This window comes from Streptomyces sp. NPDC040545 (genome assembly GCF_055595065.1).
This window is the reverse complement of the sequence record NZ_JBVIWA010000009.1, coordinates 94,823-108,535: the sequence shown is the minus strand read 5'-3', so window position 1 is coordinate 108,535 and position 13,713 is coordinate 94,823. Positions and strand designations below refer to the sequence as shown.

12 protein-coding genes and 2 pseudogenes are annotated in these 13,713 nt (G+C 73.0%); 9 read left to right on the top strand and 5 right to left on the bottom strand.

The window, feature by feature from the left end:
* Positions 1 to 26 precede the first annotated feature (26 nt).
* Both ACZ573_RS19180 and ACZ573_RS19175 read right to left on the bottom strand, forming a co-directional pair.
* Entirely contained in the window at positions 27 to 1,199 is a 1,173-nt protein-coding gene (locus ACZ573_RS19180) for an epoxide hydrolase family protein (RefSeq protein ID WP_471305364.1), read from the bottom strand.
* Positions 1,200 to 1,209: 10 nt separating this feature from the next.
* Complete coding sequence (locus ACZ573_RS19175; protein ID WP_471305362.1) at positions 1,210 to 2,025, bottom strand: MBL fold metallo-hydrolase; 816 nt, start codon at positions 2,023 to 2,025, stop codon at positions 1,210 to 1,212.
* On the opposite strand from ACZ573_RS19175, the pseudogene ACZ573_RS19170 reads away from it, so the two are divergent.
* Together ACZ573_RS19170 and ACZ573_RS19165 are read left to right on the top strand one after the other, a co-directional pair.
* Positions 1,996 to 2,390 (top strand): annotated as a pseudogene (locus ACZ573_RS19170) (helix-turn-helix transcriptional regulator); the annotation flags it as partial. The gene ACZ573_RS19175 and the pseudogene ACZ573_RS19170 overlap by 30 nt on opposite strands.
* A gap of 25 nt (positions 2,391 to 2,415) precedes the next feature.
* A pseudogene (locus tag ACZ573_RS19165) lies at positions 2,416 to 2,592 on the top strand (2-phosphosulfolactate phosphatase); the annotation flags it as partial.
* Between the two features lie 2 nt (positions 2,593 to 2,594).
* Here ACZ573_RS19165 and ACZ573_RS19160 read toward each other — a convergent pair.
* The gene (locus ACZ573_RS19160; protein WP_471305360.1) at positions 2,595 to 3,338 is read right to left on the bottom strand and encodes a TetR/AcrR family transcriptional regulator; all 744 of its coding nucleotides are present in this window, start codon (positions 3,336 to 3,338) and stop codon (positions 2,595 to 2,597) included.
* 100 nt (positions 3,339 to 3,438) lie between these two features.
* Between ACZ573_RS19160 and ACZ573_RS19155 the strand changes: the two genes are divergently transcribed.
* From ACZ573_RS19155 to ACZ573_RS19140, 4 genes are all read left to right on the top strand, one after another.
* Positions 3,439 to 4,701 (top strand): FAD-dependent monooxygenase, encoded by a 1,263-nt coding sequence (locus ACZ573_RS19155; protein WP_471305357.1) that lies wholly within the window; start codon positions 3,439 to 3,441, stop codon positions 4,699 to 4,701.
* A gap of 179 nt (positions 4,702 to 4,880) precedes the next feature.
* The gene (locus ACZ573_RS19150) at positions 4,881 to 5,525 is read left to right on the top strand and encodes a ScbR family autoregulator-binding transcription factor (protein ID WP_471305354.1); all 645 of its coding nucleotides are present in this window, start codon (positions 4,881 to 4,883) and stop codon (positions 5,523 to 5,525) included.
* A 331-nt stretch (positions 5,526 to 5,856) separates the two neighbouring features.
* Positions 5,857 to 6,021: a hypothetical protein gene (locus ACZ573_RS19145; protein WP_471305351.1), complete on the top strand. Its 165-nt coding sequence runs from the start codon at positions 5,857 to 5,859 to the stop codon at positions 6,019 to 6,021.
* 86 nt (positions 6,022 to 6,107) lie between these two features.
* On the top strand, positions 6,108 to 6,287 hold the full coding sequence (locus tag ACZ573_RS19140) for a hypothetical protein (protein ID WP_471305349.1): 180 nt from the start codon (positions 6,108 to 6,110) through the stop codon (positions 6,285 to 6,287).
* Between the two features lie 77 nt (positions 6,288 to 6,364).
* Here ACZ573_RS19140 and ACZ573_RS19135 read toward each other — a convergent pair whose 3' ends face one another.
* Positions 6,365 to 7,297 (bottom strand): alpha/beta fold hydrolase, encoded by a 933-nt coding sequence (locus ACZ573_RS19135; RefSeq protein WP_471305347.1) that lies wholly within the window; start codon positions 7,295 to 7,297, stop codon positions 6,365 to 6,367.
* 126 nt (positions 7,298 to 7,423) lie between these two features.
* Here ACZ573_RS19135 and ACZ573_RS19130 point away from each other — a divergent pair, with 126 nt between their 5' ends.
* The 3 genes from ACZ573_RS19130 to ACZ573_RS19120 all read left to right on the top strand — a co-directional run bounded on the left by ACZ573_RS19130 (position 7,424) and on the right by ACZ573_RS19120 (position 13,028).
* On the top strand, positions 7,424 to 8,029 hold the full coding sequence (locus tag ACZ573_RS19130; protein WP_471305344.1) for a TetR/AcrR family transcriptional regulator: 606 nt from the start codon (positions 7,424 to 7,426) through the stop codon (positions 8,027 to 8,029).
* A 260-nt stretch (positions 8,030 to 8,289) separates the two neighbouring features.
* The gene (locus ACZ573_RS19125; protein WP_471305342.1) at positions 8,290 to 9,972 is read left to right on the top strand and encodes a glycosyltransferase family 2 protein; all 1,683 of its coding nucleotides are present in this window, start codon (positions 8,290 to 8,292) and stop codon (positions 9,970 to 9,972) included.
* Between the two features lie 14 nt (positions 9,973 to 9,986).
* Positions 9,987 to 13,028: an acyltransferase family protein gene (locus ACZ573_RS19120; RefSeq protein ID WP_471305340.1), complete on the top strand. Its 3,042-nt coding sequence runs from the start codon at positions 9,987 to 9,989 to the stop codon at positions 13,026 to 13,028.
* Positions 13,029 to 13,238: 210 nt separating this feature from the next.
* On the opposite strand, the gene ACZ573_RS19115 is transcribed toward ACZ573_RS19120, so the two are convergent.
* Complete coding sequence (locus ACZ573_RS19115) at positions 13,239 to 13,601, bottom strand: subtilase-type protease inhibitor (RefSeq protein WP_471305748.1); 363 nt, start codon at positions 13,599 to 13,601, stop codon at positions 13,239 to 13,241.
* Between the last annotated feature and the right edge of the window lie 112 nt (positions 13,602 to 13,713).

Genomic DNA, 13,713 nt, shown 5'->3' with positions numbered 1-13,713 from the left:
GTTTTCACCTGCCGGTCACTTGCCGGTCAGCGCAGTTGCCGGAAGAAGGCGCGGATGTCCCCCACCAGCAGCTCGGGCACTTCCATGGCGGGGAAGTGGCCGCCCCGGTCGTACGAGGTCCAGCGCACGATGGTGTCGGTGCGCGCGGCGATGTGGCGCAGCGGGATGAAGTTGTCCCGGGGGAAGTCGGCCAGTGCGGTCGGGGTGCGGGACACCTCGGGCGGCCGGCCGGCGTACGCGGCGTGGGCCCGTTCGTAGTAGATGCGGGCCGCGCTGCCGGCCGTTCCGGTGAGCCAGTACAGCATCACGTTGGTCAGCATCTGGTCCCGGTCCACCGGGCACGCGGGGTCGCTCCACTCGGTGAACTTCTCCGCGATCCAGGCGAGCAGCCCGACAGGCGAGTCGTTGAGCCCGTACGCGAGGGTCTGCGGCCGGGTCGCCTGGATGTCGGCGTAGCCCTGCCGCTCGCGCGCCCAGATCCGGTACCGCTCCCAGGAGGCCAGCGTCCGCTCCTGTTCGGCGGGGGCCAGCGCGGCCAGTTCCTCCGGCCGGGGTTCGGCGGTGGCCCCGCCCCCGGGCAGCAGGTTCAGGTGCACTCCGATCACGTGGTCCGGCCGGATCAGCCCGAGTTCGCGCGAGATCGCGGCCCCCCAGTCGCCGCCCTGCACCCCGTACGACCGGTGGCCGAGGCGGTCCATCAGCACGCCGAAGGCCCGGGCCACCCGCTTGAACTCCCAGCCCGTCTCGGTCGTGGGCCCCGAGAGGCCGAAGCCGGGGATGCTCGGCAGCACCAGGTGGAAGGCGTCCGCCGGGTCGCCGCCGTGCGCCCGGGGGTCCGTGAGCGGGCCCGCGACGCGCTGGAATTCCACGGGCGAGCCCGGCCAGCCATGGGTCATCAGCAGGGGGGTCGCGTCCGGCTCGGGCGAGCGGACGTGTGCGAAGTGCACCCGTGCGCCGTCGATGACCGTGGTGAACTGCGGCCACTCGTTCAGCCGGGCCTCGGCCGCCCGCCAGTCGTACTCCTCGCGCCAGTAGCCGACGAGCTCCCGCATCCGGGCGAGCGGCATCCCGTACGCCCAGCCGACCCCGGGCAGCTCGTCGGGCCACCGCACCCGGCCCAGCCGCTCCCGAAGGTCGTCCAGCTCCCCCTGCCCTACGTCGAGCCGGAACCCGCGCAACCGCTCGTCAAGATCATTCATGGCCCGCATGCTAGGGCGTCATGGGGCCCTGCCGGGGGCGCGGGTCAGGAGTGCTGCGGGGCGGCCGTGTCGTCGGAAGGGGACCAAGGGGCCCAGCGGGGGCGAAGGTGTCGGCGGTAGCACGGATGTTCAGGGCGCCCGGGCCGGCGAAGTGGGCGGGGACGACCAGTTCCCGCTCGTCCGCGGCCCGTTGCAGGATGCGGCGGCGGCTGGCCGCCGCCTGTACCGGGTCCAGGCAGAAGCAGCTGTTGCAGGAGGGCTGGACGATCTGAACCGGGCTGTGCACGAGATCGCCGACGAACACGGCCCGCTCACCTCGGGAGTCCAGACGCAGGACGGACGAGCCGGGGGTATGGCCGGGAGCCGCCTCCAGGGTGAGGTGTTCGTCGATGCGGTGGGCGCCGTCCCACAGCACGGCCTGTCCGGCCCGGTGGATGGGCGCGATGCTGTCCTCGTGGACCAGGCCGTCGTCCGGGCCTCGGTCCTTCCCCGAGGAGTTGCCCGGCCCGAAGTGGAAGTCGTCCGCCGCGGGAATGAGGTAGCGGGCGTGGGGGAACTTCGGGACCCATTCTCCGCCCACGTCGTGGGTGTTCCAGCCGACGTGGTCGGCGTGGAGGTGGGTGTTGACCACGACGTCGACGTCCTCCGGGTGGACGCCGGCGTCGGCCAGGGCGCCCAGGAAGTCGGTCTGCCAGTGGTGGAAATGGGGGGTGTGGGGGCGTTCGCGGCCGTTGCCGACCCCGGTGTCGATCAGGATCGTCCGGCCGGCACTGCGCAGGACCCAGGACTGCAGGCGGTGGCGGCCGGCGCGCTGCGGGCCCTGCACGCGGAGCCGGCCGCGCCGTGGACCAACGAGCGTCTGGGGCGCGGGTCGGGGTGTCCCGGCCCACCCTGGCCCGGCGTTTCACCTCCCTGGTGGGCCGGCCACCGATGGCATACCTGACGTGGTGGCGGCTGAGTCTGGCCGCAGCGGTACTGCGCGAGTCCGAGGAGCCGCTGGCCGCGGTGGCGCGACGGGTCGGCTACGGCAGCCCGTACGCCCTCTCGCACGCCTTCAGCCGCGAGTTCGGCACCACACCCGGCCGCTACCGGGCCCAGGGCCGGCCGGAAGCAGGCCCGGAGACGGAAGCCGGAGCCGGGACCGGGACCGGTGTCCCGGAGATGGTCGGCGGGCGGCCTTTCGCAGGGTGAGGAAGGAACGGGCCCCGGCGTAGGGGGGACGGATGCAGGCGAGTTCCTCCGCCGCGCCGCGCAATCGCGCGCCGCCACCGAGCCGGCGGAGGGCGTGCGTCAAGGAGTCCATCCCGACGACGTAGCGCTCTGTCTCGGCGTCGACCGGTTCCCCTTCGCCATGGTGGCGGCCTTGCGAGGCACGCTCATGGTCCGTGCGTGACGTCACTTCCCGCCCGCGCGGCGGGTCATCAGCAGTTCGAGCCCGTCCAGGATGCGACCCAGCCCGAACTCCAGGGCCTGGTCCCGCCCGCCGTGTTCCGCCGCCGAGGCCAGGGCCGCGCCGAGTGCGGGGAACCGCTCCCCGTGCGTGCGCATCACCTCGCCCAGCATCGCCGCGAGCTGGGCATCCGGGCCCTCCCCCGCGGCCCCGGACCGGGCGCCGGCGCCGGCGGCCCGCTCCTGCTCCGCGATGCCGCGTACGTGCCCGGCGAGCAGCACCACCGCGTCCATCGCCTCGGCCCCGGTCAGCCCGCAGCCGTCGAGCGCGGCGAGCGCCTGTTCCATCCACTCCAGCTCCCGCGGGCCCATGACCCGTACGCCGACGGTCGCCTCCAACAGCCACGGGTGGAGCCGCAGGCCCTCCAGCAGCCCCCGCGCCCACTCCTCGAGCCGCACCCGCCAGGGGCCGCCCGGCGACTGCGCCACCGCGGGCATGGCGCCCTCCACCATCAGCGCGACCAGTTCGGCCTTCCCGGGCACGTACCGGTACAGGGCCATCTTGGTGACGGCCAGCTCCGCGGCCACCCGCTGCATCGACGCGCCGCCCAGGCCCTCCGCGTCGGCGATCTCGATACCCGCCCGGGCGATCCCCTCCAGCGTGAGGCCCCGCTTGGGTCCGCGCGCGGGCCCGGCGGGCGGCGGCCCCCACAACAGCCGTACGGCCGGCCCCCACTGATCGCTCGTCATCGCATTCACACCTTGCGCTCGCACGGAAACTGCGTCTACCGTACACGGTATCCAATCAGTGTCCGCCGGACACAGTTGAATCTCAGGCCAGGAGTCCTCCATGTCCGCATCGTCCGACCAGACCGGCGGCCCGCGCCTCGCTGCCCGCACCGTCCTCATCTCGGGCGCCGGCGTCGCGGGCCCCGCCCTCGCCCACCGGCTCGGCCGCCACGGCCTGCGCCCCACCGTCGTCGAGGTCGCCCCCGCCCTGCGCCCGGGCGGCCAAGCCGTCGACTTCCGCGGCGGGACCCAGCTGCGCGTCCTGCGGCGGATGGGGATCCTCGACGAGCTCCACCGCGTCCGGACCGGCGGCAGTCCGATGACCTTCGTCGACGCGGACGGCCGCGAACTCCTGCACCTGCCCGCGGAGTTCGCGGGCGGCGACATCGAGGTCCTGCGCGGAGACCTCTCCCGGATCCTCTACGAAGCCTCGCTCGCCGGCGGCGCCGAGTACCTCTTCGGGGACTCCCTGACCTCCCTCACCGAGACGGCCACCGGCGTCGACGTCACCTTCCGCCACGCCCCGCCCCGCACCTTCGGCCTCGTCATCGGCGCCGACGGCCTCCACTCGAACGTCCGGCGGCTCGCCTTCGGCCCGGATGCCGACCACGTCACCCACCTCGGCCACTACGCCGCCACCTGGAGCCTGCCCAACCACCCGGACCTGGGCCTGGACCTGCGCCCGGGCACCGGCTCCATCGGCCACAACGCCCCCGGGCGTCTCGCCAGTGTCGCCGCGGACCACGCCGACCCCGCCCGGGCCCGCGCCTTCCTCGTCTTCGCCTCCCCCGAGCTCGCGTACGACCGCCATGACCCCGAGGCCCACGAACGCCTCCTGCGCGTGGCGTTCGCGGGCCTGCCCTGGAAGGTGGACCGCCTCCTCGACTCTCTCGGCACCGCCGACGACCTCTACTTCGACTCCATCAGCCGCGCCGACTCCCCCGTCTGGTCCGCCGGCCGGATCGCCCTCCTCGGTGACGCCGCCTGCGGCGCGACCATCGGCGGGATGGGCACCGGCACCGCCGTCCTGGGCGCGTACGTCCTGGCCGGCGAACTCTCCCGCTCGCCCGGGGACCACCGGGCCGCCTTCACCCGCTACGAGTCCCTGCTGCGCGCCTACGCCCAGGAACGCCAGAAGGGCGGAGACCGGACGGGCCGCTTCCTCGCCCCCTCGTCGAAAACGGGCCTGCGGCTGCGCAACACCCTGCTCGGCAGGCGCCGCATCCTCGCCTGGATGCTCAAGGCGGCGAAGGACGCCACCGCACTCGTACTCCCGGACTACCCGGAACTCCCGGCCAACTCGCCTTCGGCACACGTCCATTGATGTCCAGGCGCGCTCGCCGCCGAAAAAGAATCAGGCAAAGAGCCACACAACTCCCCGAACCGCTGCCCGCCTCCGCAAAAAAGTACCTGCCGACTGGTTTCGTTTCGCATTGCCCGACTACATTGACGGCACACCGCGGCGAACACCGCTCGGGCAGTGACCAGGGGGACGAGCAGAACGTGGCGAGGGCCAGACAGGAGCGGGCCGAGATCACCCGCCAAGCCATACTCGACGGCGCGGCGACCGCGTTCGATCTCGGCGGGTTCGAGGGCACCAGCCTCAGCGACGTCGTCAAGCACGCCGGAGTCACCAAGGGCGCCCTCTACTTCCACTTCCCGTCCAAGGAAGCTCTCGCCCGCACCCTGATGGACGAGCAGTTCCAGGTCTCCGAACACCTCCCCGCCGTGGAGGACCCGGGCCTGCAGACCGTCATCGACCTCACCCACCGGATGGCCCACGGTCTGCGCACCGACGTCCGCATCCGCGCCGGCATCCGCCTGGTCATCGAGTTCGGCTCCTTCACCCACCCCGATCCGACCCCCTACGACGCCTGGATCGACACCTGCCGCAGCTGCCTGACCCCCGCTCAGCAGCGCGGCGACATACACCCGTCGCTCGACGTCCAGGACCTCTCGGCCCTGCTCGTCGGATCCTTCACCGGCATCCAGGTCACCTCGTACGTCCGCACCCGCCGCGAAGACCTCCACACGCGCGTCACCGACCTGTGGAACTTCCTCCTCCCCGCGATCGTCCCCCCGCAGCGCATCACCCGCTTCCTCCCCACGGGCACGCCCGAGGCGGCCCCGCCCTTCCCCGCCCGCTGACGCAGGGCGGCCTCGCACACGCCGTGGCGAACCACGGGGGTGCTCGCCACGGCGTGCCCGAGACCGCCCTGCCCCGAACGAACCGAACCGACACCCCCTACGGCCGGGGCTCTCCAGGACGTACGCCTGCCGGGACGCACAGGTCCAGGTCACCGGGCGGACCCGGTTCTGCGGGTCCAGCGCGGCTCCGCCGACCCTGTCGTCGTCCGTGACGGCGAAGGCGGCGGTGAACAGGGACGGGCCCAGCCCGGGCGGGACGCGCATCGGCCCCTTGCCGGTCCAGTACTGCGCCCGGGCGGGCGGGCTGTCCGGCGGGGGCGGTGAAGCGTAGGTGAACTCGGCCAGGCCGACCACGACGCCGGTGTTCGGGCTGATCGAGTCGGACGTTCCGCCGATCGCGCCGGGCGCCCAGGGTGCGTACACCGCAGGGCCGTCGGGCCGGTTCCACACCACGGCGTACTCCGCGCTGCCGGGCCCCGTCCCCCGCCGCGCGTAGCCGACTTGGCGGGATCGCCGTGCCGGTAGCTGAACGCCTTGCTGCCCTCGCGGGTGGTCACCTGCCCGACCATGAGGCCGGACCGGTTGACGTCCCCGGCCCGGCCCGTGCTGGAGCCCTCGGGCGCCGGCACCGCGTACACCTGCTCCCCGATCCAGTACGCCGGCTTCATGCCGGACATGCCGACCGCCAGGCGCGAGTGCCCCGGTGCGATGGCCGTGACCTGGGTGCGGCCCACCCGGGGGCTCGGGTCCGGACCGGGATGAACAGCGATGATCCGGACGATCGACACGTCGCTTCCGGGCCTGCCCGCGGAGTCCGGAGGCGCCGGGGGGGGCCGGGCTCAGGCGTCGGCGGGGGCGAGGGAGTCGACGTCCTCCATGAAGCTCAGCATCCGCGCGTTGACCAGGTCGGGGTGGTCGATCTGCGGGCCGTGGCCGGTCGCGGCGACGATCTCGGCGCGGGCGCCCGGTATCAGCCGCGGCACACGTTCCAGCTGGCGCTTCGGGTGTACGAGCAGGCTGCGCTTGCCCAGGACGAGGTAGAGCGGGGTACGGATGGAGCGCAGCGCGTCCTCGGCCAGCGGCAGGGGTGCGGGGCGCCGGATCCGGAAGGCCCGGGCACCCAGCTGGACCCACTTGCGCAACTCGGGCACGACGATGACCGGCTGCTCCAGCCAGGCGGCGAGGCGCGGGCGCAGCGCCTTGGGCGCGAAGCTGGCGAAGAGGCTGACGAAGACCCAGGCGAAGAAGCGCAGGCCCACCTTCTCCAGGCCGCCCGGATCGAGGAGCGTGACGGAGGCGAGCCGGCCGGGCCGGCGGTGCGCCTGGTTGAGCACGAGCCAGCCTCCGTAGGAGGAGCCGACGAGGTGGACGCGGTCGAGGCCCAGTCCCTCCAGTGCCTCGTCGAGCCACTGGGCCGCGCGCTCGGGCTGCCACATGGGTTCGCGGTGGATGCTGCGGCCGGCGTCGCCGGGGGTGTCGAGCGCGTAGACGGGGCGTTCGGCGCTGAGTGCGGGGGTGTTGGGGTACCACATGGCCGAGCAGTAGCCCGCGCCGTGGATCAGGACGACCGGAGTACGGGACTCGGCGGCCGGGTCGTCGGGGCCGTAGCGGTAGACGTGCGTGGTGCCGAAGCTGGTCTCGACGTCGGTCTCGTGGCGGGCGGGTGCGCCCATCGCGTAGAGCGCGTCGCCCGCGGCGAAGTACCGGTCGCGCAGCTCGTCGTTCACATAGCGGCCGACGTCGCGGCGCACTTGGGTCGTGTTCTCGGGCACGGGGCACCTCCGGGAAAGATCCGTTCTTCGTGATACGAACGTACCATATTGCTGATACGGCGGTACCATAAAGAGGTCCGGAACGGCCGGATGCGAACTCACCATCGACAGGCGGAGGCCCGGCACATGCCGAAGCGCGTGGACCACGAGGAACGGCGCGCCCAGATCGCCGAGGCACTCATCCGGGCGGCCGGGCGGCGCGGACTGCACGCCGTGGGCATGCGCGACGTCGCGGCGGAGGCAGGGGTGTCACTGCGACTGGTGCAGTACTACTTCGAAACCAAGGAGAAGCTGCTCTTCTACGGGCTCCAGCACCTCACCGACCGCTTCACCGCACGCGTGGGCGAGCGCCTGCGCGCCGTCGGCCCGAACCCCGGGCCGCGCGCGACCATCGAGGCGCTGCTGCTGGCCTCCCTCCCCACCGACGAGGAGAGCCGCACCTTCCACCTCCTCTACAGCTCGTACTCGATCCTGTCCGTGACCGACGAGGCCCTCGCCGCCCAGCCGTTCATCGACAACCCCGACGCCGCGGAGAACGCCGTCACCGGCCTGCTCCGACAGGCACAGGAGAGCGGCCTGGCCGACCCGGGCGTCGACGCGCGCACGGAGGCGATCAGCCTGCTGGCCATGACGGCGACCATGGGTACCAGCATCCTGGTGGGCCAGCGGAAGCCCGAGTCGGCCGTCGCGGTGCTCCACCACCACCTCGACCGGATCTTCACCACCGCCTGACCCCCGGTACCGCGCACCCGGCGGCGAGGGCCCGGCCGCCCCGGCGAGTTCCGGGACTGTTCACCCCCACGTGACCCGCACCTCCCCGGACCCGCCGGACGCGGCCGGCCGAATGGACACCCAAGAGGTCTGGACCATTGAAGTCGCGCCAATCCGTGGCGCATTGGCTCCGGTGCCATACTCCCGCAACAACTGGTCTATACCTTTACTACTAGGATGGGCCACCTGAAACGGGTACATGCACATCCGTGGGGGGCTTTATGACCTTTCATCATCTTCCGCAACCACCATCCGACGAAGAGCTCTACTGGTACTTCGGACCGCAGCGCCGCTGGGTCCTCGTCAGTACCTCGCTCGCCTTCGTGTTCACGGCGGCGACCATGTTCACCTTCGCCCTGCGGACACCGGCCCTGTGGGCGTTCCTCGCCGTCCTCGGGCTCAACCTCGTCGCCCTCGCCCTGTCCTCCGTCAACAGCCTGCGCCAGCGCCGGCTCACCCGGCAGTCGCACGAGGTGCTCGTCCACGCCTGGCGGCCCGCCGACCTGCCGGCCGTCGATCTGTACCTGCCCACCTGCGGCGAGCCGCTCGACGTCCTGGCCAACGCCTACCGCGCGGTCGCGGCCGTCGACTGGCCCGGCGCGCTGACCGTCTGGATCCTGGACGACGCCGACCGGCCCGAAGTCGCCGCGCTGGCCGCCTCGTACGGCTACGAGTACGTCGTACGGCCCGACCGGGGGCACCTGAAGAAGGCCGGCAACCTCAACCACGCGCTCACCCTGAGCAGCTCCGAGTTCATCGCGATCCTGGACGCGGACTTCGCCCCGCGGGCGGACTTCCTGCGCCATCTCGTGCCCTACCTGGCCGACCCGGCCGTCGGCATCGTGCAGAGCCCGCAGTGCTTCGACACCGACGAGACCATGGGGTGGATCCAGCGCGCCGCCGGCTCCGCGCAGGAATGGTTCTTCCGCTGGATCCAGCCGTCCCGGGACGCGAGCGACGCCGCCATCTGCTGCGGCAGCAACGCCGTGTACCGGCGCAGCGCGATCGACCTGGCCGGCGGCTTCGCCCGGCTCGACCACAGCGAGGACCTGTACACCGGGCTCGCCCTGCACGAGCAGGGGTTCCGCACCCAGTACGTGCCGGTGCTGGTCGCCAAGGGCACCTCGCCCGACCGGGTCACCTCCTTCGTCAACCAGCAGTACCGGTGGGCGATGGGCAACCTCCACCTGATCGGCACGCCCGTGCTGCGGCGGATGCGCGCGCCCTGGCGGATGCGGCTGTGCTTCTACGAAGGCATCGTCGGCTATCTGACCACCGCGGTGAACACCTTCGCGGCCCCGTTGCCGCCGCTGGTGATGATGTTCTGGTTCCCGGACCACATCCGGCCCTGGCACGTACTGCCCCTGCTCGCCCCGCTCTGGCTGTGGCACGTGCTGCTGCCGCGGATCAGCCGCACCCGCTGGCGGGTGGAGGTCATCCGGGCGAACGTCCTGACCAGTGTGGCCGCCGCGACCGCGTTCGTACACACGCTGCGGGGGCGCAGCGCCGCCTGGGTGCCCACCGGCGCGCGCAGTGCGGGGACTCCGGGCGGGATGGCCCGCCGGGTGATCGCCGTCTCGCTCGTCTGGCTCGTCCTCTCCAACGGCGCCGCGGCCACGGGTCTCGCGCTGGCCGTGGTCCAGGGCGGCTGGGAGCCCAACTGGGGGCTGCTCCTCTACCTGTTGGTGCAGTGCCAGATCAACGTCCCGCTGATCCGGGACCTGGTGGCCGAACTGCACCCGGCCGCGGGGCCGGTGCGCGCCCGGGTACGGGCCGCGCTGCGCCCGCGCGGTGGCGTGCTGCCGCGCCGCTGGCCCGAGACCGTCGCCGCTTCCGCGGTCCTCCTGCTGACCGGCCTGCTGGCATCGGGGTGGGTCGACCCGATGCTTCCCTGGCTGAGCTGAAAGGCACCATCCGCATGTCCTTCCTCGTCACACCCGGCCGGCGCCGGCCCCGCCGGAGCGCCGCTCCCGGGGCCGGAGAGCTGCCGTCCGGCTCCCGCTCCGGCAACGAGTCCGGGCCGAGCCCGCACCGGTCCGCCTTCCGGCCCGACATCGAGGGCCTGCGCGCGGTCGCCGTCCTCGCGGTGCTCGCCTTCCACGCCGGCCTTCCGTGGGCGACCGGCGGTTTCGTCGGCGTCGACGTCTTCTTCGTCATCTCCGGCTACCTCATCACCGGCCTGCTGGTCCGGGAGGCGATCACCACCGGCCGGATCCGTCTCGGTGACTTCTTCTCCCGGCGGGCCCGGCGGCTGCTGCCCTCCGCCGCCGTGGTGCTCGCCGCGGTGGCCGTCGCCGGAGCCTGGCTGACCGTACCGCTGCGCCGCGCCGACATGGAGTACGACGTCGTCGCGGCGGCCCTGTCCTTCGCCAACTGGCGCTTCGTGGCGCAGCGGACCGACTACCTCGCCGCCGGGCACGACCAGAGCCCGCTGCTGCACTTCTGGTCCCTCGCCGTCGAGGAGCAGTTCTACCTGTTCTGGGCCCCACTGCTGGCGGTGCTGGTGCTGTGCGCGGCCCGGGCGGTCCGCCGGGGCCGGGCCGTACGGCTCGCCGTGATGCTGGCCGCCGCCCCGCTCACCCTGGCCTCGTTCGCGCTGGCCGTGTACTGGACCGGGCACTCCGTGTCGCTCGCGTACCTCGGAACTCCTTCGCGGGTCTGGCAGTTCGGCGTCGGGGCGCTGCTCGCCCTGCTGCCCTGGCACCTGATGCGCGGCCCGCGACCCCTGCGGCTGCTGTGCGGCTGGGCCGGGGCCGCGGCGATCGGCTGGTGCGTCGTGTCGTACGACGCCGGGACCCCGTACCCCGGTTACGCGGCGCTCGTGCCGACCCTGGCCACAGCCGCCGTGATCGTCGCCGCGATACCCGGCCGGGGCGAGCGGCACACTCCGGGCAGGTGGGATGTGGGGCGGCTGCTGGCGCGGCGGGCGCCCCGGGCCGTCGGGCGGCTCTCCTACACCCTGTACCTGTGGCACTGGCCGGTGCTCGTCCTCGCCGAGGCCCGGCTCGGCACGCTCGGCTGGCCCGCGAAGACCGCGCTGACCCTGGCGGCCGTATTGCCGGCCCTGGCCACCATGCGCTGGGTCGAGCAGCCGCTGCGCCGCTCCCGTACGGTCTCCGAACTCCCCCGCCGCGGACTGTCGGTGGGCGTGTCGGCGATCGTGCTGCCGGTGGTCCTCGCGCTCGTGGTGGGTACGACGACGCTGCACGTGCTGGGCCCGGCCGGCCCGGTCGACATACAGGGGCTGCCTCCGGGCGCCGCCTCGGGTCCCAGCCTGCTCGCCCGGACGGCCGGTACGCCGCTCGTCGACGGGCCGGTGGTGCCCAGTCCCGCGCAGGCCCGGGGGGACTTCCCGCCGGACGGGGTCTGCGAGGTCGCCCCGGCCGAGACGCACAGCCCGGACTGCCTGTTCGGCGCGGTGGACAGCCCGGACCGGATCGTGCTGCTCGGGGACTCGCACGCCGGGCAGTGGTTCTCCCCGATGCTGGCGCTGGCTTCGCAGCGGGGCTGGGCGCTGCAGGAGCTGGTGAAACAGGGCTGCCCGCTGCCGGAGCTCGCGGTCGACAACCCGCAGCTCGGCCGCGCCTACCGGGAGTGCGACACCTGGCGGGCGGACTCCCTGGAGCGGCTGCGGCAGCAGCCGAAGCCCCGCCTCATCGTGATCGCCTCGCTCAACCGGTACACCGACGACGCGAAGCTGCTGGCCGAGGCCTGGGAGAAGACGCTGACGCCGCTCCGGGCCCTGGGGGCACCGATCGTCTACGTCGAGGACACGCCCGTACCCGGCAGGGACATCCCGGCGTGCGTGTCCGGCAGTCCCGGATCCCCGGCCGACTGCGCGTTCAGCCGCGCGGACGCCCAGCTGCCGGATCCGCTGGCGCGGCGGATCGCGTCCGGCGCCCTGCCCGGCGTACGGAGCGTCGGCGTGAACCAGGTCCTGTGCCCGGGCGACGGGCCGACCTGCCCGGCCGTACTCGACCGGATCCTCCTCTACCGCGACGGCGCCCACCTGACCAACGCGGCGGCCGTGGTCCTGACCGGCCGGCTGGAGCGACTGCTCATGGAGGCCGGGCTGCTGCCCGCCGCGGGTGGAGCGGCACCGGGGGCGGCGGCCACGGGGACACCGGTGCCGGGGGCGGACGGGTGGACGCGGCTGCTGCGCGACGACTTCGACGGCCCGGCGGGTGCCCGCCCGTCCGCCGCCGACTGGATCCACGACACCGGCACCTGCTACCCGGGCTGCCCCGCGCCGCAGTGGGGCACCGGCGAGATCGAGACCATGACGGACTCGACCGACAACGTCCGCCTCGACGGGAAGGGCGCCCTGGAGATCGTGCCCACCCGCAGGGAAGGGCAGTGGAGTTCGGGGCGGATCGAGACGCGGCGCTCCGACTTCGCGCCCCCGCCCGGTGGTCTCCTGCGGATCGAGGCGTCGATCGCCCTGCCGGACGTGACCGGGGAGAAGGCCGCGGGATACTGGCCGGCCTTCTGGACCCTCGGGGCACCGCTGCGCGACGGGTACACGGGGTGGCCGGGGGTCGGGGAGCTCGACGTCATGGAGTCCGTGAACGGGCGGGACACCGTCTTCGGCACGATGCACTGCGGTGTGCTGGAAGGCGGCCCGTGCCGCGAACCCGCCGGCCTGACCTCCGGTCCGCAGCCGTGCGACGGCTGCCGGACGGCGTTCCATTCGTACGCCGTCGAGGTCGACCTCGCGCCCGGCGCGCAGGAGGTGCGCTGGTATCTGGACGGGCGCGTGTACCACCGGGTGAACGCCGACCGGATGGACCCGGGGACGTGGAAGGCGGCCGTCGACCATGGGCTGTTCCTCATCCTCAACGTGGCGGTGGGCGGCAATCTGCCGCTCGCCGACGGCGCGAGCGCGGGTCCGGCCACGGAGCCGGGCCATGCGATGCGGGTGGACCACGTCACCGTGTCGGCCCGGGAGCGGCACACGTAGGGGCAGAGGTACAGACCTGTGGAGGAAGGCAGCGCCTCGCTTCCGGGCCGGGAACGGTCCGGAAGCGGGGCGGAAACGGTGCGGAAGCGGCACGGAAGCGGGGCGCGCTCCACGGGGTGCCCAGCACGCCCGGAGCACGCCCGGCACGGGTCCGGCACAGGTCCGGCACAGGTCCGACGCGGGATCAGAACCCGGGATCGGAACGACGGATCAGAACGCGAAGACGGCGTTCCCGTTGAGGGTCGTGGACATCACGCAGGTGTTGGAGAAGGTGTACTTCCAGGCGACGCGGCTGCCCTTCCACACGCCGTCGGCGGTGACGGTGACCGGGGCGTAGTGCATGGGGCAGGCGCGGTCCGGGTCCGGCGAGGCCAGCAGGCCGTCCAGCGCTCCGCCGGTGGAGTTGAGGGCGGTGCAGGCGGCCCGCGGGTCCGGGTGGGTGCCCTGCGCGGTCGGGGCGCAGCTGAGGGTGACGGCCCGGACGACGGTGGAAGTGGCGACGTCGTCGCCCTGCGCGACGGTGAACACCAGGGCGGACGGGGCGTACAGACTGGAGGGCTGGGCGGCTGCCATGCCGGTGGCACCCACCAGACAGAGGAGCGTGGCGGCGGAGGCAGCTGCGATACGGTGACGCACGACGAAACTCTCTTTCGATTCAAAGGTTGAACGCGATATTTGGTTTCGA